The following is a 25,299-nucleotide window of genomic DNA, read 5'->3' on the forward strand; positions in this document are numbered from 1 at the left end:
TAAGATTTGTCAATTTATACTCGTGGTGATGAGCGATCGCCCATCACCACTTTTGGCAAATTAATGTAAATTAGGAAAGTGCCTAAGAAACAGGGTATTGTACATCCCAAAAGTTGGAGCTTTCTGGAATTCAGCAGTGGTGCGATCTTTAATGACTTGCCGCTACTCTACAATTTCTGATTTGCGGTACGTTCATACACTCCTCAAGCACCAGTTGATTTTATTGACACCAACTTAATTCAAACTTTGGAGGATAATTATTCGCTCAAAAAACTGAAATTGGAAGAAATTTTGAATTTTCAGGCAACATTTATTGATTATTCATCCACACGCTCCCTCACACGATCGGCCGCTCTCTCGCTTCTGTGAGCGCGACATTACTGAATGTGTAACGTTGCCAAGAAGTTAATTGTTTTTTCCTAAAGTATTGTTACCGGATCGTGATATGATTCAGCTGACTGAATGTGCAGTCATCATATTTAACTGTACTGGTTTCAAGTCCCGTGAGCTTGTCAGACGAATCAATTGCGCCCACTCCGACAACGCAACAAGATGCTAAAACTGGTTCTGGAGACACAGAATCAGGTAACTCCATGCAAGAGTTCCATCAACTCTTCCAGCGATTGTTGGTAATCACGCTTGTCTTGACGGGGGTTATTTTTATCTCTGTGTGGATTTTTTATTCCTTAAACATTGCCCTAAATTATTTAATTGGGGCGTGTACAGGTGTGGTTTACTTAAAAATGTTGGCTAGAGACGTTGAGCAGCTCGGTAGTGAGAAAACCAGTCTGAGCAAAACTCGTTTTGCTCTATTTATTGGAGTGATGATCGTGGCAACTCAATGGCGTGAGCTACAGATTTTGCCCATATTTTTGGGGTTTCTAACTTACAAAGCCACGCTCTTCGTCTATATGGTGCAAATTGCGTTCATTCCTGATTCTTAAAAAGTCAGGCTCACAAAGATAGTAATCCCATCCTCGCTCGTTGGGGAAAATGCTTGAAGAATGCAAATGCTTAGTGTCTTAAACGCCTTTAATTCTTTTCCCCTCGCCGCATTAGAAGTAGGTCATCATTTCTACTGGCAGTTGGGCAATCTTAAAATTCATGGGCAAGTTTTTCTTACCTCATGGTTTGTGATTAGTATTCTAGTAGTGGCTTCAATAGCTGCTACTCGCAACGCACAAAGAATTCCCAAGGGCATCCAGAATTTGATGGAATATGCCCTAGAATTTATTCGCGATCTGGCAAAAAACCAACTTGGTGAGAAAGAGTACCGCCCTTGGGTGCCATTTATTGGCACACTGTTCTTGTTTATTTTCGTATCGAACTGGTCAGGCGCACTAATTCCCTGGAAGCTCATCAGGCTACCTTCGGGCGAATTGGCAGCTCCCACCAATGACATCAATACGACTGTTGCATTGGCATTGCTTACCTCCCTAGCGTACTTTTACGCAGGTTTTAGCAAACGGGGTTTAGGCTACTTTAAGAAATATATAGAGCCAACACCTGTTTTGTTGCCGATCGCAATCCTAGAAGATTTCACCAAACCCCTCTCCCTAAGCTTCCGGCTATTTGGTAATATTTTGGCGGATGAATTGGTAGTAGCGGTGTTGGTGCTGCTAGTTCCTCTATTTGTACCTCTGCCTGTAATGGCCTTGGGTTTATTTACTAGTGCCATTCAAGCCCTGGTTTTTGCCACCCTAGCCGGAGCATACATTCATGAGGCAATGGAGGGGCATGGTGGAGAAGAACATGAGGAGCATTAAACTTCTCAGGTGATGGCACAGTTCCAAGAGCATGTTCGCTCAAAACATCGCAAAGCGCGATCTAAAGAACCCGGTGCAGCGTGAAAACCACGTTTCTAATCGTTAACGTAAAGTCTGTTAGTTTTGTAATCAAAGCAAGGAAAATCAACATGGATCCATTAGTTCAGGCTGCTTCAGTTCTCGCTGCTGCTTTAGCGATTGGTTTAGCTGCAATTGGCCCTGGTATCGGTCAAGGAAACGCTGCTGGACAAGCAGTAGAAGGTATTGCTCGTCAACCTGAAGCAGAAGGAAAAATTCGCGGTACTCTGCTATTAACCTTGGCATTCATGGAATCCTTGACTATCTATGGTCTAGTAATTGCCCTGGTATTGCTGTTTGCTAACCCCTTCGCTTAATACCTGAAAATTTTGTGAGTGTGGAGACGTGAATCATCACGCCTCTACAACCAAATCTTTTGGGTATCGTAATATTTCTAATGTTCAGTTGACCCTTGTTGGCTATGGGTCTTTAAAATATGAAAGGTTGGATGATGTTGCTAGCCATGAAAACTGCTACTCCAGCCAAAGAGGAGAGAAATGTTTGATTTCGATGCTACCTTGCCCTTCATGGCATTGCAATTCCTGCTATTGGCAGCTTTGTTGAATGCAATTTTCTATAAGCCACTGACCAAGGTACTAGACGATCGCGATAATTATATCCGAACGAATACCCTTGAGGCGAAAGAGAGCTTGGCTAAAGCCGAGCGCTTGGCTACCGAATATGAGCAACAACTCGCAGACGCTCGCAGACAATCGCAAGCTACCGTAGAAGCAGCTCAACTTGAAGCTAAGAAAATTACTGCCGAGAAAATTGCCGAGGCTCAAAAGGAAGCTCAGTCTCAACGAGAACAAGCTTCTGTTGAAATAGAACAACAAAAGCAAGAAGCTTTTCGTACCTTAGAGCAACAAGTTGATGCTCTAAGCAGGCAGATTCTAGAAAAACTATTGGGGCCAACTCCAGTTAGATAAGCTAACCAGACTGGTTCCGTGAAAGCATACGCGCAGCTGGGCCCTAGTCCAGAGCGCAAAATTTAAGTGTCAAAAAAAGGCACTTTTTCCCTTCTGGGGAAAGATACTTAAATTTCTCTACGGTGAAAAGATACTTAATTTCATTTCCCTAGAGGAAAATACAACGTATTAGCAAGCGAGCAGCGCACTTGTAAATGGGTATCATGGGGACATTCTTATTACTTGCCGCAGAAGCGAACGCTGTTCACTCTGAATTGGCAGAAGGCGCAGCAGAAGGTGGTTTCGGTCTAAACCTAGACATTTTTGAAACCAATCTGATCAATCTAGCGATTCTGGTTGGCATACTATTCTACTTCGGACGTAAAGTTTTAAGCAATATCCTGAACGAGCGACAATCCAATATTGCCACCGCAATTCAGGAAGCAGAAGGGCGCTTAAAAGAGGCAAAGACTGCCCTTTCCCAAGCGCAAGAGCAGTTGAAGCAATCTCAGGCAGAAGCAGAACGTATCCGCCAATCGGCTGTAGAAAACGCCCAAAAATCGAAAGAAGCCTTGTTAGCAAAGGCAGCGCAAGACGTAGAACGCTTGAAACAAACAGCAGCAGCAGATTTAAACACCGAAACCGAGCGAGCGATCGCTCAACTACGGCAAAGAGTTGCTACACTAGCATTGCAAAAAGTCGAATCGCAACTCAAAGGCGGGATTGCCGACGATGCTCAACAAAGTTTAATTGACCGTAGCATCGCACAACTGGGAGGCAATGTATGACAAGTCAGGTAGCGGCAGCCGAAGTAGCCCAACCCTACGCACAGGCACTTTTGTCAATAGCGCAATCGAAAAATTTGACAGAAGAGTTCGGGGAAGATGCGCGGACTTTCCTGGGACTGCTCAGAGCAGACAAACAGCTACACAACTTCTTCAGCAACCCGTTTATTCAGGCTGAGAACAAAAAAGCTCTCATCAAACAAATACTCGGTGAAGGTTCTAACCCCTACTTACGCAACTTTTTGTTGATATTAGTAGACAAACGCCGCATTGCATTCTTGGAATCGATTTTTCAACAATATCTGGCGCTGTTGCGGCAGCTGAATCAAACCGTATTAGCGGAAGTAATTTCAGCCGTTCCCCTCACAGAAGCTCAACAGCAAGCAATCACCGAAAAAGTGATTGCCATCAGTAATGCTCGCCAGGTAGAACTAGAAACCAAGGTAGACAGCGAGTTAATTGGTGGTGTAATCATTAAAGTAGGTTCGCAGGTAATTGATGCCAGTATCCGGGGTCAATTGCGTCGCCTTTCATTGCGCTTAACTAATAGCTAGAAAGTTAGGAGTAGAGACGCGATTAATCGCGTCTGTACAGGAGTTAGGAGTTAGGAGTTAGGAGTTAGGAGTTAAGTAAATAGTAATTTATTTTGACTTTTAACTTTTAAGCTTTGCTTTTTTAACTCATCCCTCTTAACTCCTCACTCTTAACTCATCACTCTTAACTCTTGAATTTTCCCGTCTCGAAAGCAAACAAGATAGACACATGAGCATATCAATTAGACCTGACGAAATTAGCAGCATTATCCAACAACAAATCGAGCAATACGACCAAGAAGTCAAAGTTGCTAACGTTGGTACCGTCCTACAAGTAGGTGACGGTATTGCCCGGATCTATGGTCTGGAAAAGGCTATGTCTGGGGAACTCTTAGAATTTGAAGATGGCACAATTGGCATCGCTCAGAACTTGGAAGAAGACAACGTGGGCGCGGTGCTCATGGGTGAAGGGCTGGAAATTCAAGAAGGTAGTTCTGTAACCGCTACTGGTAGAATTGCCCAAGTACCCGTGGGAGAAGCCTTAATTGGACGAGTTGTAAACGCTTTGGGTCTTCCCATTGATGGTAAGGGAGACATCAAGTCCTCAGAAAGCCGTTTGATTGAATCTCCAGCGCCTGGTATCATTGCTCGTCGGTCAGTACACGAACCCATGCAAACGGGTATTACAGCTATTGACTCAATGATTCCTATCGGTCGTGGTCAACGGGAATTGATTATCGGTGACCGTCAAACCGGTAAAACTGCGATCGCGATCGACACCATCATCAACCAAAAAGAAGAAGATGTAGTTTGTGTCTACGTTGCGATCGGTCAAAAGGCTTCCACCGTAGCTAACGTGGTGCAGACATTGCAAGAAAAAGGCGCGATGGATTACACCGTCGTTGTCTTTGCTAGTGCCAGCGAACCAGCAACACTACAATACCTAGCTCCTTACACAGGCGCAACTATTGCTGAGTACTTTATGTACAAAGGCAAAGCTACCCTGGTAATTTATGATGACCTCTCCAAGCAAGCCCAAGCTTATCGCCAAATGTCCCTCTTGCTGCGTCGTCCGCCCGGACGCGAAGCTTACCCTGGAGATGTATTCTACATTCACTCTCGTTTGTTAGAAAGAGCAGCAAAGCTGAGTGATGAATTAGGTAAAGGCAGTATGACCGCCCTACCAATCATCGAAACCCAAGCTGGTGACGTTTCAGCATACATCCCCACCAACGTAATTTCTATTACCGATGGTCAGATATTCCTATCTTCTGACTTGTTCAACGCTGGTATCCGTCCGGCTGTGAACCCAGGTATTTCTGTATCCCGCGTGGGTTCTGCGGCGCAAACCAAGGCAATGAAAAAAGTTGCCGGTAAGATTAAATTGGAACTAGCTCAATTTGACGACCTGCAAGCCTTCGCTCAATTTGCTTCTGACTTAGATAAAGCCACTCAAGACCAGTTGGCACGAGGTCAACGGTTGCGCGAACTTCTCAAGCAACCACAAAATTCGCCACTCTCAGTATACGAGCAAGTAGCAATTCTTTACGCTGGTATTAATGGATACTTGGATGATGTGCCTGTTGATAAAGTCACCACCTTTACTCAAGGTCTGCGGGAGTACTTAAAGACTGGTAAAACCCAGTATGCCGAAGGAGTAAAAGCCTCCAAAGCACTAGGTGATGCAGAAGAAACTGCCTTGAAAGAAGCACTTGCCGAATACAAGAAGACCTTCAAAGCAGCAGCGTAATTAGTCATCAGTCATTAGTCATTAGTCATTGGTAAAGAACTAATGACTAGTGACAAAGCGCAAAGTCTGAGCGGAGGTTTCCTCCGTTCCCCGAAGGGGTTGCCGCAGGCATCAGAACTTTGTAAGAGAGGAAAAATGACAAATGACTAAGGACTAAGGACAAGAATATGGCCAATCTAAAAGCAATACGCGATCGCATTCAGTCGGTCAAAAACACCAAAAAAATCACAGAAGCCATGCGTCTTGTAGCTGCGGCTAGAGTGCGCCGGGCGCAAGAACAAGTGCTAGCGACTCGCCCCTTTGCCGATCGCTTGGCACAAGTATTGTATGGTTTGCAAAGCCGTCTGCGCTTTGAAGAAGCAAACCTACCACTGCTGAAGAAAAGAGAAGTTAAGTCAGTCGGGCTGTTGGTAATTTCAGGCGATCGCGGTCTATGCGGCGGCTACAATAATAACGTTATCCGTCGTGCAGAAAACCGCGCCAAAGAAATCAAAGCAGAAGGTTTAAACTATCAATTTGTGTTAGTCGGACGCAAATCTACACAGTACTTTCAACGCCGCGATCAGCCTATTGATGCTACTTACAGCGGCTTAGAGCAAATTCCCACCGCAGCAGAAGCCAATCAGATTGCCGACCAACTACTTTCCTTGTTCCTTTCCGAAGAAGTAGACCGCATCGAATTAATCTACACCAGATTCCTTTCCTTAGTTAGCTCCCGCCCTGTAATCCAAACCTTACTGCCCCTCGATCCGCAAGGACTAGAAGCAAGCGATGACGAAATCTTCCGCTTGACAACCCGTGGCGGTAAATTTGAAGTAGAACGGGAGAAAGTAGCTAGCCAAGCCCGCCCGTTGGCTCCTGACATGATTTTCGAGCAAGATCCAGTGCAGATTCTCGATTCTTTGTTGCCCCTGTATCTAAGTAACCAGCTATTGCGAGCGCTGCAAGAATCGGCGGCTAGTGAACTAGCAGCGCGGATGACAGCCATGAGTAATGCTAGTGAAAATGCCGGCGAACTGATTAACACCCTCACGCTGTCTTACAACAAAGCCCGACAAGCTGCAATTACCCAAGAACTCCTAGAGGTTGTTGGTGGTGCTGAAGCACTAACTTAGGGTATAGCTAATTATTTATTTGTAGTGCGTTGTAATATATAGTCAATTGCTAATTATTTTAAGATTAGCAATTGGCTATTTTTAATATTTGGGCAAAATTTTTTGTCAATAACACATTTCCAGAATCGCGTATTATAATTGAAATATAAAGCGCATGGGTCCGTCACGGTTTCGACAGGTTGGCGAACGCTGCTCTGTGATTCAGGTCGAGAGTGAGTCTCCTCTCGCAAATCAAAGGCTCAAACAAAAAGTAAATGCGAATAACATCGTTAGCTTTGCTCGTAAAGCCGCTCCAGTAGCAGCCTAAACACCTCTTATAGGTTCGAGCGTCTTCGGTTTGACTCCGTTAAGGACTGAAGACCAAACCCCAACGGATGCTCTAGCAAGCGTTCTCTGGTTGGCTTGTCTAGCTAAGATTAAATCAGAGCATCCTACGTTCGGGATAATGAACGATTCCCGCCTTGAGGGTCAGAAAGGCTAAACCTGTGAATGAGCGGGGGGTCAATACCCAATTTGGACAGCAGTTCGACTCTGCTCGGATCCACTAAGAATAACTAACAAATCCACCAAACAGTTTAATGTTTAGGTGGATTTTGTTTTGTTTTATCAGTTATTCAGCAATCAATATTTCTCAATCAGTTAATTATTCTGTTCCTGAGGTTGTTTGCGTGCGGTTCCAAACCTCCTTCCCCTTTTTTTTAGTACTCGTCGTAATCGATCTGCACTCAAGTTTACTTGACGCTCAGATGCCAGTTTTTTTGCTAATTGTTTAGAGTTATAAGTTTCTGACTCTTGAGCTAAACAATTTTCTAGATAAACCAAATCTGATTCTGAATATCGAGGTTTTCCCCCTCTACCAGGAGCATCCCACAGACCTACTAAACCCATCTTTTGCCAGCGATGAAGGGTTTGACGTACTGTTGAAATTGCCCAGTTTAAGCCTTTAGCAATATGCTCATTTTTTAAGCCGCGAGCATTCAGCAGTAAAACTTGAGCGCGATCCTTTGTACGTTGAGGAACATCTTTGGCTTTTCTTAACTCTTCTAAAGTCTGCTTTTCCTCTATCGTTAGAAAGACTTTTAATCGGCATCCCATAAACAATAACCTTTTACATAGTCAATTTTTGCCATTTTTATTTCTAGCCTATATACTTATTACTTACGTATTTAATAGCACGCTCTAAAAAGCTGAACTACAAGTATTAAAGATGCCTGCATCTAGAAGGCTCCTACGTGAGAAGTATTGGCTTGAGAACACTATCAAAATTTGTAATTTATTATCGACAATGGATTTTTATAAAAGTTAGGTACATCAGAAATGACACCATTAGCCTGTATAGGCAAATTTATTCAATAGCTATAAGCTAAAGCTTCTGGCTATAACAATAAGAATTTGTTGGCGTTGTCCTGATTAATGTCTAAAGCCGATAATAAAGGACTGTATCATTAAAATTCTTAGATTATTCGTATAGTTACGCATATTTATCGAAACTTTAAAAATCATTTTTACGCTACTTTCCGTTTAGATGAGCGGAAAAACGTATACAAGCCTAGTTCCTTTTTATTCAACTCGTCTCTAGAAGTTGGCTTTGATTACTCTGAAAAAATTTCTATCTTCTCAACTTTACATAAAGTTTATATTTGATGTAACAAGGTTATTGCTTGAGACAAAAATATATTCAATACTAATTGGGAAAAACAGTGTTAACAGTTTATTTGTTACGGATTGAAAACGGAGAGAAAATTAGTCTTACTTTTCCTACCTTTCCTGCTTTTCCCACCTTTCCCACTTTTCTACTTAGTTAGAATAGAGCATCTTAAAAAAAACTAACTTTTTATGATTGATATCTAAATCTATTGTCTTAAGACATTTATTTTGCGATCGCCCAAAATTTTGTACCAAAAATACAAAGTCTCTTTATAAATCCTCGTATGTCTTTAGCATTCATACATTATTCTGAAAAATAAAGGTTAATCTAACAGTCCTTGATACGCGATCTTTTTAATTTCTAAGGTTTTTTGTAAAAAAATATGATGAGCATGATATTTTTGAATTAGGATTAAAATAGAAAAATAGCAAAATTAAATACTCAGTAAATCTTGAATAATAAATTAATATTTAGTAGATTTGTTGAGTCATATTTTTTGCTAAAAAACAGCAATAATTGATACAAGTTAAATTTTTCAAAAACTGATATTCATTACAACTTAATAAAAAAATAATAGGGACAATGGGGGCAGAAGAAAAACCTGTTAATTTGCGCTCGGAGACGAATAATGGTAGCGATCGCAGAGAACGTTCAGCATCGGTTAACTATACAAACTGTAGAAATTGCCCCTAACACAACAGCGATTCGCTCTCTTGATTGGGATCGCGATCGCTTCGATATCGAATTCGGACTGCAAAACGGCACAACCTACAATTCATATCTAATTCGGGGCGAACAAACAGTTTTGATCGATACTTCTCACCAGAAGTTTCGCGATCTGTATTTAGAGACTCTCAAAGGTCTTGTCAACCCCAAAACAATTGATTACATAATTGTCAGCCACACAGAACCAGACCATAGCGGCTTGGTGGAAGATGTTCTTCAGTTAGCTCCTAGAGCTACCGTTTTAGCATCAAAAGTTGCGCTTCAGTTTTTGGAAGGCTTGGTACACGATCCTTTTTCCAAGCGGGTTGTGAAAACCGGCGATCGCATAGATATCGGCAAAGGACACGAAATGGAATTCGTGAGTGCGCCTAACCTGCACTGGCCGGATACAATCTTTAGCTTTGACCGCAAAACCCAAATTCTCTACACCTGCGATGCTTTTGGGATGCACTTCTGTGACGATCGCACCTTCGATGAAGATTTAGAAGCGATCGAAGCTGACTTTAGATTTTACTACGACTGCTTGATGGGCCCTAACGCTCGTTCGCTGCTGAATGCGATGAAGCGGATGGGCGATCTTGGGAAGATTAATATTATCGCCAACGGTCACGGGCCATTATTATACCACCATTTAGATGTTCTAACCGGGTGCTACGAAAATTGGAGCCAAAAACAAGCTAAAGCAGAAACCACCGTCGGCTTGTTTTTTGTCTCAGATTACGGGTATGGCGAACGCCTTGGCCACGCAATTGCCGAAGGTATACTGAAAACTGGCATTGGCGTAGAAGTACTGGATCTGAGTACTGCTGAGAGCCAAGAAATTCAAGAACTAGCCGGGAGAGCAGCTGGCATTATTATTGGTATGCCTCCGACTACTTCTGCCGCCGCCCAAGCTAGTATCAGTTCGGTGCTAGCTGTCGCCAAGAACAAGCAATTGATTGGGCTATTTGAATGTTACGGTGGGGATGATGAACCCATTGATACAATCCGCAGACAATTTCTCAACTCTGGCATCAAAGAAGCCTTCCCAGCGATTCGGATTAGAGAGGTTCCCAGCGCATCAACTTTCCAGTTGTGTGAAGAAGCGGGTAAAGACATCGGACAATTGCTAGTGCGCGATCGCAACATCAAGCAAATCAAGTCCCTTGATGTCAACATGGAAAAGGCATTAGGTCGCATTAGTAGCGGACTATATATAGTCACCACGAAAAAAGATAATGCCTCAAGTGCAATGCTGGCGTCTTGGGTAACGCAAGCGAGTTTGCAACCCTTAGGATTGACAATTGCCGTTGCCAAAGACCGCGCCATTGATTCCTTAATGCAAGTAGGCGATCGCTTCGTCCTCAACGTTTTGGAAGAAGGCAATTATCAAGAACTCAAGAAACATTTCCTCAAGCGCTTGCATCCTGGTGCTGACCGCTTTGCTGGGGTGAAAACTCAACCTGCAAAAAACGGTTCGCCGATTCTAACTGATGCTCTAGCATACATGGAATGTGAAATACAGAGCAGCATGGAATGCAGCGACCACTGGATTTTATACTGCACCGTCCAAGAAGGCCGTGTCTCCAAAAACGATGGATTGACAGCCGTTCGCCATCGCAAAGTAGGTAATTACTACTAATAAATAGGGAAGAGGTAACAGGTGACAGGGGACAGCAAAGAAAACTATCCCCTGTTTCCTACGATCTATACCCTATGCCCTATAACCTATAACTTTGTTCCCCAACTTTACCCAACAGCTATGACCAATTCCAAGCCACGCGACGTACAAGTTCTACCAATTGCTACAAATACTAAGGCGATCAGAGCACGTAGTTGGTCACGTCTGCGGTTTGAAATTGAATACGCACTTGAAAGAGGTACTACCTCCAATTGCTATTTAATTGAAGCTGATAAAACCGCACTTATCGATCCACCGCCAGAAAGCTTTACCGAAATTTATTTAGAAGCATTGCGGCAGACTTTAGATTTGCAACATTTGGATTATATAATTCTGGGTCATTTTAGTCCCAATCGAGTTGCAACCCTCAAAGCAATTTTAGAACTGGCACCACAGGTAACTTTTGTCTGTTCTCTTCCCGGTGCGAACAATTTGCGTGCTGCTTTCCTAGATCGCGATCTGAAAGTCTTGGTGATGCGGGGGAAAGAAACTCTGGATTTAGGCAAGGGTCATGTTTTAAAATTCTTCCCTACTCCCAGTCCACGCTGGCCGGAAGGACTTTGTACCTACGATGGGCAAACCCAAATTCTCTACACAGATAAGTTATTTGCAACTCATCTCTGTGGTGATGAAGTGTTTGATGATAACTGGGAAGCGCTTAAAGAAGACCAGCGTTATTACTTTAACTGCCTGATGGCTCCCCAAATTCCTCATGTGCAAGCAGCTTTGGAGAAAATATCAGATTTGCAGGTGAGAATGTATGCTGTGGGTCACGGGCCCTTGGTACGCACCAGCTTAATCGAACTCACCAAAGCTTATGCAGAGTGGAGCCGTTCTCACAACGATCGCGAGATTTCTGTTGCCCTACTTTACGCTTCAGCTTACGGCAATACGGCGACTTTAGCACAAGCGATCGCTCTGGGATTAACTAAAGGTGGAGTCGCAGTCAAATCAATCAACTGCGAATTTGCTACCCCTGATGAAATTCGCATCAACCTAGCACAGTCAGAGGGTTTTATCATTGGTTCTCCTACCATCGGTGGTCATGCGCCAACTCCCATTCATACTGCTTTAGGTATCGTCTTATCGAGCGGTGACAACAGCAAACTCGCTGGGGTCTTTGGTTCTTATGGCTGGAGTGGTGAAGCCTTTGACTTAATCGAAGGTAAACTCCGAGATGCTGGATATCGCTTTGGCTTTGACACTCTGAAGGTGAAGTTTAAACCTGATGATGTCACTCTCAAATTCTGTGAAGAACTCGGTACAGACTTTGCCCAAGCACTGAAAAAGGCTAAAAAGGTACGCGTACCACAACAAGCGGCTACTCCAGTAGAACAGGCTGTTGGTCGGATCGTTGGTTCCGTCTGCGTGGTTACAGCGAAACTTGGAGAAGTATCTACCGCAATGCTAGGTGCTTGGGTTTCTCAAGCCACTTTCAACCCACCTGGATTAACTGTTGCGATCGCTAAAGATCGAGCGATCGAATCTTTGATGTATCCAGGCGGTAAGTTTGCCTTAAACATTCTACCTGAAGGCAATCATCAAGACTACATGAAGCATTTCCGTAAATCTTTCGCACCTGGAGAAGATAGATTTGCCAACTTTAGTACAGCGGTTGCGGATAACGGTTGTACCGTTCTCACTGACGCATTAGCATATCTGGAATGCTCAGTCAACCAACGTCTGGAATGTGGCGATCATTGGGTTGTGTATGCAACTGTGGATGAAGGTAAATTACTCAAGCCTGATGCTGTTACTGCCATTAACCATCGCAAAACCGGCACTCATTATTAGATAGTGAGAAATTTAACCTAACAAAAACCGCTTTAGCTCAAATATAGCCAAGGCGTTTTACGACAAAAATTCTCTTTTGTCTTGTGGGATGGGCATCTTGCCCGTCCCAGTTTTCATGCTTTTGCGATCGACGGCATTAATGAGCGCGATCGCTGGGGCTACTCTGTTAGTACTGTCGGAGATATCAAGACATGATTATTCGGGCAACTTTTTCCAAGCACGAGTACTCGATAGCCGCTTATAACAGCTACGTTGTGTTTGGCACTAATAACCCAAGTTACTAGTTATGAGCGGCAGCTATCACTAAGTTAAATGTGATACTGTGACCTTATTTAACACTTGTACTTTTGATTGAGTCTGAGTCTCGGTAGCGCCTAGCGCTACCGTCAACTTGTCGTGCGCGTAGGCTAGCAATAACCCCAAGCATCGCCTGAATTGGCGGTTACTAAGTACCCAGAATTCAATAACCTGCAAGGGTTACTACTTTATTGGCTTAGATAGATTGGCTTCCAACAAACAGATTCATTCATCTGCCATTGATATTACCTAGCTCAAAGCCATAAGTTTTCCTCAACATTCTTCTCTAAACAAAATAGAAAATCAGTCTGCTAGCACCAGACTGTTATCTTTGACGGTGTGATGATACATTGGGAAATGTGAAATAATGCAAATACTGCTTGACTCCACCATCCTTCTATAGGTAGATTTATTTTAGTTAGCCTGCTAGCACCAGACTGTTATCTTTGACGGTGGTAAAAATATCTTCATAAGTGTGAAAAATTTCAAACACTGAATCTAGTTGGGTAAGTTCCAAAATTAACCGTACAGGAGCTTGTACGTTGCATAAAACCAAGCGGCAACCACTCTGACGTGCAGCTTTCAGCCCTTTTACCAAAGGGACTAATCCAGAACTATCCATGAAAGTAACTTCTGCTAGGTCGATAACCCAGAGTTGATGAGCTTGGGGTACTACTCCAGCCATCTGTTGACTCAAAGCCTTACCGCCTTCCAAATCTATGCTTGCTTGGGGTTTAAACAAAATCACTTGAAGTTCTTGTGTAAGAGTCATAAATTTAACAGGGTAGTTGGAACACGTGACAAAAATCGAAAAAAGACATCAATACCTCTTCTCTTTCAACGGCAAAATGACTGTTTTACCCAGATATTTGGGCAATTGCATTCGTGCAGCTGAGAGGGATTATTTCAGTATTCATGTCGTATAATTTGTGATAACTTTCATCAATATAGGCATAAGCGCCTAACAATTTCGGTATCAACCGTATCTTTTACAAGATTTTTATAATTTAACTGGATAATTATAAATTTTTTATAAACTTTTTAATTTTTGTTGAAAAAGTATGAAATTGTGATATTAAATTATAAAAATTTGCATAGTTAATAATCAAAAATTAATAGTTACCATAGACTATAAGCTATGGATTATTCAATATTAAACTAATGGCTTAATGACTCTATGTATTGGTTTCATTGACACCCCACGCAAAGACAAGCAAAGATATAATAAAAGTAAAAATTAAAGTAAAAATTTGTAAAGGCGGCGGTGCGGAATGTCTTTAGAGCTGATTTCACTAGAAAATATCCAGGAAATCGCCCACAGTTATGGCTATTGGGCAATTTTTTTGGGCATTTTGCTAGAAAATTTAGGCATTCCCCTTCCTGGTGAAACCGTGACCTTAGTGGGCGGGTTTCTAGCTGGCAGCGATGAACTAAATTTCTGGCTGGTTCTCGGTGACGCAATTATGGGTGCTGTAATTGGCGGCACTTGTGGGTATTGGGTTGGTAGACTTAGCGGTTGGTCTTTTCTAGTAAAAGTTGGTAGCATATTTCGGATTTCTGAAGTGCGGCTGCTAAATATTAAAGAACAATTTAGCCAAAATGCTGCTAAAGGAGTATTTTTTGGACGTTTTTTGGCGTTGTTGCGAGTTTTTGCTGCACCACTAGCTGGTATAGCCGAAATGCCCTTTGGAAAATTCTCTTTATACAACTTTTTAGGAGCAGTTGCTTGGGCTAGTTTGATGGTGACCTTAGCTTTTTTTGCTGGCAAAATTGTCTCTTTAGAACAATTGGTTGCTTGGGTGGGTCAATTTGCGATCGCAGCCTTACTAATCCTCGCTGCCTTAATTTTTGTCCCACTGTGGCTGGAGTCCCGACAAGTTAAAGAAATTAGTAGTGAAAAGTGAGGAGTCAGGAGTGAAGTTAAAAGAAATAATTTTTAACTTCACTTCTTGTATTTTGCATTTTTAACTCCTAACTCCTAACTTTTAACTCCTAACCTCTAACTTGCTGCGACCAAATGCGAGTTGGTAGCCCCCAAACGTAGATAAAGCCTTCAGCAGCTTTGTGGTCAAATTTGTCTTCGGCTCCGTAGGTTGCCAAATCGGGAGTATAGAGGGAATTATCGCTTGAACGCCCAACTATCGTAGAGTTGCCCTTGAACAACTTCACGCGCACAGTTCCAGAGACTCGCTCTTGGGTTTTTTGAATAAAGGCATCCAGTGCAACTTTGAGTGGACTGTACCACAGGCCGTTGTAAACGATTTGGCTGTAAGTTTCTTCAATCCCACGCTTGTAATGGGTAACATCTGCCGTTAATGTCAAGCTTTCTAAATCCCTATGTGCCTGAATTAGGACTAACATCGCGGGTGATTCATAGATTTCCCGCGATTTGATCCCCACCAGACGGTTTTCTATCATGTCGATCCGTCCGATACCGTGATTACCGATCGCCTGATTGAGTTCTTCAATTAGCTCAACTGGCTTTTTGGCTATACCGTTGAGGGTTGTAGGAATGCCACCGTGGAAACCAATTTCAATATACTCTGGCTGGTTGGGAGTGTCAGCGATCGCTTTGGTCATCTCATAAATTTCTTCTGGTGGCTCAAATGACGGATCTTCGAGTAAACCAGCTTCAATGCTACGACCGAGCAAATTCTTGTCAATGCTATAGGGAGAAGATTTTTTGACTGGTGAGGGAATACCAAACTTTTCCCCATAGGCGATCGTTTGCTCGCGGCTCATTCCCCATTCTCTGGCTGGTGCGAGGATCTTCAGGTTGGGGTTGAGGGCAGTGACAGAGACATCAAAGCGAACCTGATCGTTACCTTTACCGGTGCAACCGTGAGCGATCGCATCAGCACCATATTTTTCAGCCGTTTCTACTAATACCTTGGCAATCAGCGGCCGGGCAAGGGCAGTTCCTAGAGGATAACGATTTTCATAGAGGGCGTTGGCTTGAATCGCTCCAAAGGCGTAATCTTTAACGAAGCTGTCTTTGACATCCGCCACTAGGGATTCACTTGCACCCGATTTCAGAGCTTTTTCTCGAATTGGCTCTAATTCATCTCCCTGTCCTAAATCTGCTGCTAGGGTAATCACCTCTTCCACACCCCACTCCTGTTTGAGGTAGGGGATGCAAACTGAGGTATCCACTCCGCCAGAATATGCCAGGACAACCTTTTTGGCGCGACCCATTAATTTCTCCAGTTAGGAAAACAAACAATGAGTCATTATTATATCTAAACTGATGCATGTATATTTTCTTCATGCAATAACCTATAGGCAGATTGTCAGCAAACTCAGACAGGACAATCTGTATAGGCTAATTTGTGGTTAACTCCAATGGAATGCAAATAGAGCGATCGCTTGTATATAAATACTTTTGATTTGATATGGGTTTGAATATATCAATATTTTCAATGCAAAAAAAATTTGTAGCAAGATGCAATATATCTAGGACTTACGCAAAACCATGATAAAACGAACCACAAAGGACGCAAAGGACACAAAGGAATAAGAGTTTCAGAGAGTTCTTGCGTAAGTCCTGATATCTTTCAACAAGTGTTGACAACAAAGCTTCAAATAGGAAACAACTTAACACAAAATTTATATATCGCTGGCAATCATGAAGATTTAATGAAGATACTCTTTTGTTTGTTATTCCTTAACCTCTATACCTTGCTTCAAAGCTTATTTAAGTGAAATTACAGAACTATTCATTTTTTAGCTTTGGAGTATTTTCTGATGAAATTAGCTTCATATTTTGGTATTGCTACTTTTGCGGTTGCTATCTCTGTGGCTGCTGTTGGTGCTAAACCAACGCAGGCTGCTTTAATTAATAATGGTTTTACCGTAAATGCAACATCTGGCGACAACCCAGGTAAGTATTATGGTTCTTTTCAATATGAAGACTCAACCTTAACTGGGATAGGTGAGGAAACTTTAGGTGTTAGCAATGGATTATCCATTTCCTTTAACTACTTGGGTACTCAGTATACAGAGGCCAATGATTTTGACTATCCATTATCTCCTGTAGTCAGCTTTACAAATGGCAACCTGTTAGGACTAAGCTACTTAGTTGAAGATCGATTTTTCATTGGGGACGATCCAAGTAATCCAAATAGAGGAGGAACAAAATTTTCTAGCATTCTTAGTGCCGACTTATTGTCTGCAACAGAGGTGGGTACAATAAGTTACTCTAAGGGTCAGCCTGTACCAGAACCTATGACTCTTGGTGGGACAGCGATCGCTGGTATGATGGGGTTATCGCTGAAACGCAAGAAAAAATGAAATGCTGTACTTAGTCAGTGTGTGAAGTTGTAAACAGCTTTCAACTAAACGGTTTAGCTTGGCGATCGGACAAATTATGCACACAAATAAATTATCTGTGTGCATTTGTGGTTAAAAATTATAAAGCACCGATTTTACATAGAAACTTGATGTAAAGAAGTTTTCATCCAGCTTCTTTACACGCACAGGGAATGCTAAACAAAACTGCCAGTCCGGTTTTTCCGCTGGATAGCAATTACAGATGGACGGGGGACACCTGTAGGTTGACCATTGATGTTACTGGGCCAACTACTACCACGAGGTACAGTGCGAGTTTGATTGAATGTTGTACCATTCAAATCCAGTAATTCAATGCTACGACTCAGGATCGTGCCATCATTAATTGGACAATCTTCACCAGGATGCTGTACTGAAAGAATTAGCGTATCTTCCACAAAAGTTGGCCCAGTCATCTCGCAACGCACTGGCCCATAGGCAAACGGTACTACATGTCCAGCATTAGCGCCACTGGTGGGGATAAAGAACAGCCAGTTATTACCAAAAACTCCTGTAAGCTTGGAAACATCACCACTAATTTTGCGATCTATGGTGGTTGGAGTACCAGCTGCACCGATGTCGAAACCGTTGTGAGTGTTGGTAGACATATCCGTAACACCCCAAACATTACCTTGATTGTCGAAAACTTGGTTATCGACATTAGCAAAACCAGCACCATCAATTGATCCGGCTTCTCCACCTTGGGCAAATCTTTCCCAGCGGAAGGTTAAACCTGTACCATCGGCACTATCTTCAATAATTTTGTATAGTCCGCCTGACTGCTGTGTAGCATTGACATCGGTACTTACCTTGGCAACCTGAAAAATCCGCGAATCTGGATAACCGTCGCTTCCTGGCGCACCATCGGTATAGGAGATGAACACCTCTTTGGTGAAGGGATGTACTTCTAAATCTTCTGGACGGGCTGTAGGCGTTCCTCCGGACAAGTTCGCCGCTAAGAAAGCATCACTAAGAACAGCGCCTTGGGTGGGGTAGAAGTCAGATAGCTTTTTATTCTGATAATTAGGTAGTACTGTCGCTTCGTTGATGCGATCGCATTTAAAAATACCACCATCTTCAGTTTGACCTGCAACGCCACTACGTTTCGGTAATGGTAAAAATTTCACTTTCTCCTCCAACACGTTACCTTCTTGAGAAGAAATAACTGATGGTGGAATAGGATTGGTAGCAGTATTTAAGAGTAAAGGTATCCATTGACCTGTTTTGTCTGGGTTGTAACGGGCAACGTATAAAGTACCGCTTTCCCACAAACTGCTGTTGGCTTTACTAGTTGGCGAGGAAATAGTACCTTTACTGATAAATTTCCAGGTATGTCCACCACGTCTGTCATCACCCATGTAGGCAACTAATTTCTTGCCTGCTTCAGCCCGGATGGCGACGTTTTCATGGCGGAAACGACCCAACCAAGTGTGTTTTCGAGGGCGGAAATTTGGATTTACGAGGTCAATTTCGACAATCCAACCGTATTTTTCGCCAACTAAACCAAAAGTCTTACCTATAGTATCCTTGGTATAATCTGTCTGAGTTCCATCAGGCTTAACTGCTTCTGTAACACTACTTTGGAAGTTTTCTTCAGCAGATAAAATAGTTCCCCAAGGAGTTGTACCACCAGAACAGTTATAGGCAGTACCAATAATTTTCTTACCCAGTTTATCGGAACTCAGATTAAATACTTCAGTTGCGGCTGGGCCAGTACTAGTTAAATAGTTTTGGTCACCTTGCTGGTGGCTGCGGCTTCCCCAAGAAGTAATGTTTTTGTAGTTATCATTCCGTTGGCTATTAATTCCCAAACCAGAAAGACCATGAATCCGGCGATTTTTCGCATCATCCCTAACCACAGCAAAACGCTTCTTGGCGTTACGGCGAGAGACGCGAACGATCGATCCGCCTTGGTTATATAAAAATTCCCCTTCAACTTCAATATTTTTGGCAGAGGGTAAAGCCCACCCAATTACTTGCCTGAATGCGTCAGGTGATGCTTTCACATCAGAGGGAGTTCCTGGTGCTAAGACAGAAAAAGGGAAACTAACATATTCGTGATTTACCCACAAATAGCCGACATCGTTGCTTCTACCAATCGGAACAAAACCAGTGTAATCGCAGTTGTAGCCGAAATAATCATCCTGATTGGGAAACACGCGATCGCCCCAACTTACAATTACATAACGTTCGTACTCCGGCGGCACTACCACATCATCAATGACGTTGTAGCTACTTAACTTAACATCCGTAGATGCATTTTCTACTTTTCCCTGACCGATTCCTGTGGGCAAGAAATTCTTTTGGTATTTATAAATTGGTAGGGGATGGGGTAAGCGCACTGGTGTAAAGCTTAGTAGCTTAGTTTTTGCTTCCGCAATGCTAGTAAAACCATCTAGGATTTTGTCTCCCAACACAGCAGCACCAGCACTGCCTGCAAAAAATATTAAAAGTTGTCTCCGGCTCAATGTAGACATCAAATTTCCTCTATTCCGCTCGGAAAAATTTAATACAGACAAACTCTACTTATTGACAAAAAGCCATTAGTATTTACGTGAAACTTCCTATGTTTTAAACTTGAAATAACTTGCTATCAAAAATAGAATATTTGCTATTCAAGTTATCTAAATACATGAAATTTCCTAAGTTTGTCCTAAAATATAATCACTAAAAATTAACAACAGGTTATATCCTGATTAATGAGAATTTATCAAGTGTTATTCTTTACTAATAATTAATCTTGAAAAAAGTGATGTGAGTTAAGCATAAATACCTGTAACTGTAAAAGTAAAATAATGTTTAACAGATATAGAAAAATGTATATTTTCAGGTTTAAGACATGGTAAGTTTATATGCCTTAGTACCTACGTAACTGGCACAAGCAATAGTGCGCGAAGCGCACCGACAAAAAACCTTTTCTGGCACGGTGATGCCAACTGCCGTGGGCAAGATTATTTATACAGGGAGATATGGCATAAATGCGGGGAATGTGATGGATACAGAATTGTAAGGAATAGGTAGTTAAATAATAAGTTAGGAAGTATGGTGAATGGACAAACTACAAAATTTTTTTGGAAAGATAGCTTCTAGCTTGCCTACCACGTCAGATAGTGAACCGTTCATTGTTACTGAGAACTCTTTACCTTGTCCACAGCAACTTATCTCGACTGCTAAATTAGTAGTCAAAAAAGGCGTGCATCAGTATGGCTCTTGGTACCAGATCGATCAACTTTGGTTTTTTGCCCATAAACAAACCTATCGCCAGTTGAGTCTTTTGATTTTAGCGTGTATATTTTCCCCCCATATCGGTGAGCTTGAACTCCTACTCACTCACCAACAGAGCGATATAAAGAAAATTATTGTGGAGTCCCAGAATCTTGACATTGACACACTTACAGGAGGATTTTATACAAAACCTTTCGCTTTTAAATATTGGCCTGAAGTTCAAAGCTGTCTTCATCCTCTTCATAACTTGCAAGTCCCCGATTGGGATCTGCCAGAACTATTGTTAACGGATGAAGGGGACTGTTGTACAACTGAGGAAGACTGGAAAAATCGTTCTGTTATACGTGGCTTTGGAACACCATCGGGAGCAACGCACTTTGCGGAATTACTTCTCAACATTGGTTTGCCTGAAACAGAAAATCAGGAATTTTATCTCGAATCTTATGTAGGCAACAGAAGCCTAGCTCCAGGAAGTGCCGAAGCAAGACTTTGGCTGCCCGGAGGAAATTATTGGGACGATTCTCTGTTTGAAGAATCTGGCTGAATTAGCGTTAACTCTTGCTTATTGCGAAAAATTTAGGCGTTGGCGTCGCCCGCCGCAGGCATCGCTTTGGGGCTTAAAAAATAATCAAACGCGAAAGGAAAGATTTTTAGGAGCAAGTACCACTAACTTATTTCTTTGGCTTGGCAAAGACTCTTAAGTTTAAGACTGGAGTGTGTAGTTTTTGGGCGCTCGGTGCGCTTCGCGCACCATTGCTTGTGCCAGTTGCGTAAGTCCTGTGCTTGTTATTAAATGCCTAGTAAGTATTGCATCATCAGCAGATTCAGCATTTCCGTAACTAGAATCAAGTAAGGAACAGTGTCAGCGTCGCATCTGTCCTATCCTGGAGATGGGTAGATAGTGTTGTGTGTGGGTGATACCGTGTTTTTCAGCGTTGTGATACCGACTTATAATCGCCAACCGATTTTAGAAAAGTGCCTCCGCGCCTTGGAGGTGCAGGAGTTGAGTAAGCCAAGTCCAGTTTCTGGTTACGAGATTGTCTTAGTAGATGATGGTTCTACTGATGGCACTTTGGAATGGTTGGCAGTGCATAAAAACGAGTTTCCCCATGTACGCTGGTTTCAGCAAGATCATGCTGGCCCAGCTGCGGCTCGGAATTTGGGGGTAGAACAGGCGCACGGAGACACAATTATCTTTATTGATAGTGATTTAGTAGTGCTGAAAAATTTCCTGCAAGCTCACGTGGATGCGCTAGTGCAGGGAAAGGAGAAATTGAGAAGCGATCGCTTTTTCACTTACGGTGCAGTTATTAATACTTGCAATTTCGATAATCCAACTGCTGAACCCTACAAAGTAACAGATTTTTCAGCAGCTTTTTTTGCTACAGGAAATGTAGCAATTCCGAAACATTGGCTTGAAAAAGCGGGACTTTTTGACACTAGCTTTCAACTCTATGGCTGGGAAGATTTAGAATTAGGTGTGCGGCTGAAAAAACTAGGTTTGACACTAATTAAATGTCCCGAAGCCGTCGGCTATCACTGGCATCCACCATTTAACTTAGAGCAAATTCCCCGATTGATTGACCAAGAAATACAACGCGGACGTATGGGAGTTTTGTTTTATCAAAAGCATCCCACATGGGAAGTGCGAATGATGATTCAAATGACTTGGCTGCATCGCTTACTTTGGGGCATTCTTTCACTCAATGGCGCACTTAATGAACGAACAATGGCTCCATTTTTGCAATGGCTAATTAATTTAGGTAAACCTCAATTGGCTTTAGAAATTGCCCGAATTTTTCTCAACTGGTACAACGTGAAGGGCGTCTATGAAGCCTATACTCAAATGCAGCAAGCATCCTGATTTAAATTAGATGATAGGGCAATACGGTTTAGTCAGGGCTATTTCATTCTCAAAAGTTGTTTGAGTGTGTCTAAACCAAAAGAGCAGAGTCGTTGGACTTGCGCCATTTGTTTCTAATTACCGCTTATAGCTTTTCCTAAATGAAGTACATCATAGTCCCCTCTCGAAGAGCGGGGAGGGGTTGGGGGTGGGGTTCTTCTACTTCACTCAACTGAGAACCGCTATAAGTAGTCAAAGCCTAAGAAGCGACATACAGCTTTTTGCAAGTAAGTGGAGTACAAAACTCAGGACTCACGTATCAAATATAAAGAGTTTCTGCCTCCTGCCTCAAAACCCGTGGCTATTTACTTCATGGAAAAGAAAACTGCTGTATTTACCATATCCAGTAGTTATACGCCAAGTTGCAGTTCTCATCATCGCTATTTATCTGAAGCTATAAATGATTTTGTCGCAAGATAGAAGAATATGATGATGCTTTTCCCCCTTTTGGATATTATTTAATTTCTCCAAGATGAATTCAACCTTTAAATAACTATGTACAACGGACACAAATATTCTTCATAAAAACATCGTCAGATAGAAGAATTAAAACTTGTTTAAAAGTAATCTATAAACATTGCAGCGCTTTTCAAGCAAGCAACAACTAATCGCTATTAACTTAGTTTAGGAACAAAAAATATGAGTATCGAAGATAAAGCAAAAGCTTTCGCTAAAAACGTCGAAGGAAAAGTACAAGAAGCAATTGGTGAAGTAACTGGCGATCCTAAAGATAAAGCTGAAGGTAAAGCTAAACAAGCTGAAGCCCAAGTCCGCCACACGACTGAAAATATCAAAGATGAAGTTAAAAAAACTTTAGACTAAGATGAAGTTTATTTAGGGAAAAGGTGTAGGTAAAATAATTATTTACTGAACCTTCTCCCTTTATAAAATGTGAGTTTTACGTTGGGTTATAGGCTTTTTCTAAATATCGGTTACAAAATATTTACTCAAATCACTGATTTTTTTAAAAGTGTAGATTCATGATTAATCTTTTATTTACCTATCTTTTAACAGATATACCTGTAACATTACAAGGTAATTCTAGTTATTCTATTGTGCTGACAGCGTTATTAGGATTGGGCTTTTTCGCTGCTGTGACTATAGGGTCAATTGCCTGGTACAATTCCAAACGTCCTGTAGGTTGGGAAGATAAAAATCGTCCCGATATTGTTCCAGAAATCGATCGGTAAAAATATTTATTTTTGTCTGCTTCTTCCTATATCTTAGTTTTCTATCTTAGTGTTCGCGGATTTTGCCTGTGAACACTATTTTTGTATTTTTGAATTGCAAAACACCCATTTGGTATAGTTAGGGCACATAGATATACTTGCATTGGATCGACCTAAAAAAAGAATGCCAGACATACACAGATGCCGCTAAATTTACTTTAACAAGGGAGACTTTTAGCCCAGATTGGCTTTTCCGATGAATCCCTACTTTTAATTTTCACTAGCTACAGGTAGACGTATGGTGAATGTACTACCCTGCCCTGGTTCAGATGTCACATCGATTGTGCCTTGATGTGCTTCGATAATGTAGCGAGATAAATATAGCCCCAAACCACTACCAGAACGCTGATGTTTACCTTGACGAAATCGCTCGAACAATATTGCCTGATCTGGTTTAGAAATTCCCGGCCCTGTATCTTGGATATCAATAGTCACAGCTACGGGAGTGAGATAGCAGTGAATATCTACAGAACCTTTGTCTGTAAATTTGATTGCATTGCCGATGATATTTGTCAAAACTCGCCGCAGTTCTACGCGATCGCCCATCACTGTGGTTGCAGTTTCACCCTTATCAAGGTTTAGAGCTAATCCTTTTTCTTCAGCCAGGGGAGTTAATTCTTGGGAAACTTCACTAACTAATTCCTGAATATTGCAGGGAGAAATTTTTAGGGTTTTACAGCCCGCTTCATGACGATAAACTTCTAGCAAGGTATTTACCATTTCCAGCAGGTCTTGATTACTGCCAATCATGGTATCAATTATTTCTTGCAATTGTGGCGAAACTTCGCAAAACCTGCCTTCCAGCAATAATTTTAATACGCGGTTGGAGGCCACGAGTGGTATGCGTAAATCGTGAGTAAAACGCGAGACAAAATCTGCCCGCAGGTTAGCCATCTGATCTCGTTCGTCGATGCTATGTTTGAGGCGCAGGAGCGATCGCACTCGTGCATGTAGTTCATCAGGATCGAATGGTTTACGGATGAAGTCATCTGCACCAGCGTCGAGTCCTTCAACAACGCTAGACTCATAGTGAGCCGTGAGCAGCAGAATCGGGATAAATGGCAACGCCGGATTCTGTCGAATACGTCGAGTAAATTCATAGCCATCTATCTCCGGCATCATTACATCTAAGAGAATTAAGTCTGGCGGCGACTCTTCAACCATAGTTAGAGCAAGTTTGCTATCTTCCACCAGGTTAATTTCATAGTCGTTATCTTCTAGGACTGCTTCTAAGACCAGTAAATTGTCAAAAATATCATCGACAACGAGAATTTTATCTTTTTTGACAGTTTTAGTTAAAGACATGGCTAAATAAAAAAAAGAAGTGCTTGGCTATCCCTCGCAAATCTAGTAATAGCTTACTTCACTAGCGCTGAGATTATTAAGGATTCACATTTTTCTTTCAAGTTTCCTGAATTAAATATCTCTAACCTTTTTAAGTAATTACACTGTGCTTTTATCTAGAATAGGTATTATTTAATTAAAATATCTTACTTTTTGTCAGATCGAAACTCTTGCTTTAGAAAAACTTCCGAGATAAGGTTATTTATGTCTAA

Annotated in this window: 22 protein-coding genes and 1 other RNA gene; 18 read left to right on the forward strand and 5 right to left on the reverse strand. The window is 42.0% G+C overall.

The genetic code is table 11. The annotated features are described in order from the left end of the window. Positions 1 to 503 precede the first annotated feature (503 nt). The 9 genes from V7L01_RS33355 (at position 504) to ssrA (ending at position 7,482) form a co-directional block, all read left to right on the forward strand. Complete coding sequence (locus V7L01_RS33355; protein ID WP_335042587.1) at positions 504 to 944, forward strand: ATP synthase subunit I; 441 nt, start codon at positions 504 to 506, stop codon at positions 942 to 944. A gap of 60 nt (positions 945 to 1,004) precedes the next feature. Continuing rightward, positions 1,005 to 1,766: a F0F1 ATP synthase subunit A gene (gene atpB, locus V7L01_RS33360; RefSeq protein WP_335042588.1), complete on the forward strand. Its 762-nt coding sequence runs from the start codon at positions 1,005 to 1,007 to the stop codon at positions 1,764 to 1,766. Between the two features lie 149 nt (positions 1,767 to 1,915). Then, entirely contained in the window at positions 1,916 to 2,161 is a 246-nt protein-coding gene (atpE, locus tag V7L01_RS33365; protein WP_013192016.1) for an ATP synthase F0 subunit C, read from the forward strand. Between the two features lie 180 nt (positions 2,162 to 2,341). Next, the gene (locus tag V7L01_RS33370) at positions 2,342 to 2,773 is read left to right on the forward strand and encodes a F0F1 ATP synthase subunit B' (protein WP_118167294.1); all 432 of its coding nucleotides are present in this window, start codon (positions 2,342 to 2,344) and stop codon (positions 2,771 to 2,773) included. Positions 2,774 to 2,967: 194 nt separating this feature from the next. Further along, a complete protein-coding gene (locus V7L01_RS33375; protein WP_174712790.1) occupies positions 2,968 to 3,540 on the forward strand; it encodes a F0F1 ATP synthase subunit B in 573 nt (190 codons plus the stop codon). Continuing rightward, entirely contained in the window at positions 3,537 to 4,091 is a 555-nt protein-coding gene (gene atpH, locus V7L01_RS33380; protein ID WP_163936145.1) for an ATP synthase F1 subunit delta, read from the forward strand. Before V7L01_RS33375 ends, atpH begins: the two co-directional genes overlap by 4 nt. 208 nt (positions 4,092 to 4,299) lie before the next feature. Continuing rightward, on the forward strand, positions 4,300 to 5,820 hold the full coding sequence (gene atpA / locus V7L01_RS33385) for a F0F1 ATP synthase subunit alpha (RefSeq protein ID WP_335042590.1): 1,521 nt from the start codon (positions 4,300 to 4,302) through the stop codon (positions 5,818 to 5,820). A 167-nt stretch (positions 5,821 to 5,987) separates the two neighbouring features. Beyond that, entirely contained in the window at positions 5,988 to 6,935 is a 948-nt protein-coding gene (locus V7L01_RS33390; RefSeq protein WP_335042591.1) for a F0F1 ATP synthase subunit gamma, read from the forward strand. Between the two features lie 156 nt (positions 6,936 to 7,091). Beyond that, positions 7,092 to 7,482, forward strand: a transfer-messenger RNA (tmRNA) gene (gene ssrA / locus V7L01_RS33395). Positions 7,483 to 7,574: 92 nt separating this feature from the next. Here ssrA and V7L01_RS33400 read toward each other — a convergent pair. Further along, positions 7,575 to 8,030 (reverse strand): helix-turn-helix domain-containing protein, encoded by a 456-nt coding sequence (locus V7L01_RS33400; RefSeq protein WP_335042592.1) that lies wholly within the window; start codon positions 8,028 to 8,030, stop codon positions 7,575 to 7,577. Between the two features lie 1,181 nt (positions 8,031 to 9,211). Here V7L01_RS33400 and V7L01_RS33405 point away from each other — a divergent pair. Continuing rightward, entirely contained in the window at positions 9,212 to 10,930 is a 1,719-nt protein-coding gene (locus tag V7L01_RS33405; protein WP_335042593.1) for a diflavin flavoprotein, read from the forward strand. Between the two features lie 120 nt (positions 10,931 to 11,050). Beyond that, entirely contained in the window at positions 11,051 to 12,763 is a 1,713-nt protein-coding gene (locus V7L01_RS33410) for a diflavin flavoprotein (protein WP_335042594.1), read from the forward strand. A 715-nt stretch (positions 12,764 to 13,478) separates the two neighbouring features. Here the strand turns inward: V7L01_RS33410 and V7L01_RS33415 are convergent. Then, the gene (locus V7L01_RS33415) at positions 13,479 to 13,832 is read right to left on the reverse strand and encodes an STAS domain-containing protein (RefSeq protein ID WP_335042595.1); all 354 of its coding nucleotides are present in this window, start codon (positions 13,830 to 13,832) and stop codon (positions 13,479 to 13,481) included. A gap of 499 nt (positions 13,833 to 14,331) precedes the next feature. Here V7L01_RS33415 and V7L01_RS33420 point away from each other — a divergent pair, with 499 nt between their 5' ends. Then, entirely contained in the window at positions 14,332 to 14,964 is a 633-nt protein-coding gene (locus V7L01_RS33420) for a DedA family protein (protein ID WP_335042596.1), read from the forward strand. Positions 14,965 to 15,052: 88 nt separating this feature from the next. Here the strand turns inward: V7L01_RS33420 and V7L01_RS33425 are convergent, their stop codons facing one another. Further along, on the reverse strand, positions 15,053 to 16,255 hold the full coding sequence (locus V7L01_RS33425; RefSeq protein WP_335042597.1) for an argininosuccinate synthase: 1,203 nt from the start codon (positions 16,253 to 16,255) through the stop codon (positions 15,053 to 15,055). A 549-nt stretch (positions 16,256 to 16,804) separates the two neighbouring features. Between V7L01_RS33425 and V7L01_RS33430 the strand changes: the two genes are divergently transcribed. Beyond that, positions 16,805 to 17,350 carry a PEP-CTERM sorting domain-containing protein gene (locus tag V7L01_RS33430; protein ID WP_335042598.1) on the forward strand — a complete coding sequence of 182 codons (546 nt, stop codon included), beginning with the start codon at positions 16,805 to 16,807 and terminating at the stop codon, positions 17,348 to 17,350. A 194-nt stretch (positions 17,351 to 17,544) separates the two neighbouring features. Here V7L01_RS33430 and V7L01_RS33435 read toward each other — a convergent pair whose 3' ends face one another. Next, entirely contained in the window at positions 17,545 to 19,863 is a 2,319-nt protein-coding gene (locus V7L01_RS33435; RefSeq protein WP_335042599.1) for a PhoX family protein, read from the reverse strand. 410 nt (positions 19,864 to 20,273) lie between these two features. Here V7L01_RS33435 and V7L01_RS33440 point away from each other — a divergent pair, with 410 nt between their 5' ends. From V7L01_RS33440 to psb35, 5 genes are all read left to right on the forward strand, one after another. Continuing rightward, positions 20,274 to 20,396 carry a hypothetical protein gene (locus V7L01_RS33440; RefSeq protein WP_335042600.1) on the forward strand — a complete coding sequence of 41 codons (123 nt, stop codon included), beginning with the start codon at positions 20,274 to 20,276 and terminating at the stop codon, positions 20,394 to 20,396. Between the two features lie 39 nt (positions 20,397 to 20,435). After that, entirely contained in the window at positions 20,436 to 21,155 is a 720-nt protein-coding gene (locus V7L01_RS33445) for a hypothetical protein (RefSeq protein ID WP_335042601.1), read from the forward strand. 360 nt (positions 21,156 to 21,515) lie between these two features. Continuing rightward, the gene (locus V7L01_RS33450; protein ID WP_442937066.1) at positions 21,516 to 22,475 is read left to right on the forward strand and encodes a glycosyltransferase family 2 protein; all 960 of its coding nucleotides are present in this window, start codon (positions 21,516 to 21,518) and stop codon (positions 22,473 to 22,475) included. 678 nt (positions 22,476 to 23,153) lie between these two features. Further along, the gene (locus V7L01_RS33455) at positions 23,154 to 23,336 is read left to right on the forward strand and encodes a CsbD family protein (RefSeq protein WP_322675236.1); all 183 of its coding nucleotides are present in this window, start codon (positions 23,154 to 23,156) and stop codon (positions 23,334 to 23,336) included. A 158-nt stretch (positions 23,337 to 23,494) separates the two neighbouring features. Then, positions 23,495 to 23,704, forward strand: coding sequence for a photosystem II assembly protein Psb35 (gene psb35 / locus V7L01_RS33460; RefSeq protein WP_335042603.1), 210 nt, complete (start codon positions 23,495 to 23,497; stop codon positions 23,702 to 23,704). A gap of 249 nt (positions 23,705 to 23,953) precedes the next feature. Here psb35 and V7L01_RS33465 read toward each other — a convergent pair whose 3' ends face one another. Beyond that, the gene (locus tag V7L01_RS33465) at positions 23,954 to 25,048 is read right to left on the reverse strand and encodes a hybrid sensor histidine kinase/response regulator (protein WP_335042605.1); all 1,095 of its coding nucleotides are present in this window, start codon (positions 25,046 to 25,048) and stop codon (positions 23,954 to 23,956) included. Positions 25,049 to 25,299 lie beyond the last annotated feature (251 nt).

Source organism: Nostoc sp., assembly GCF_036917095.1.
GTDB lineage: Bacteria > Cyanobacteriota > Cyanobacteriia > Cyanobacteriales > Nostocaceae > Nostoc.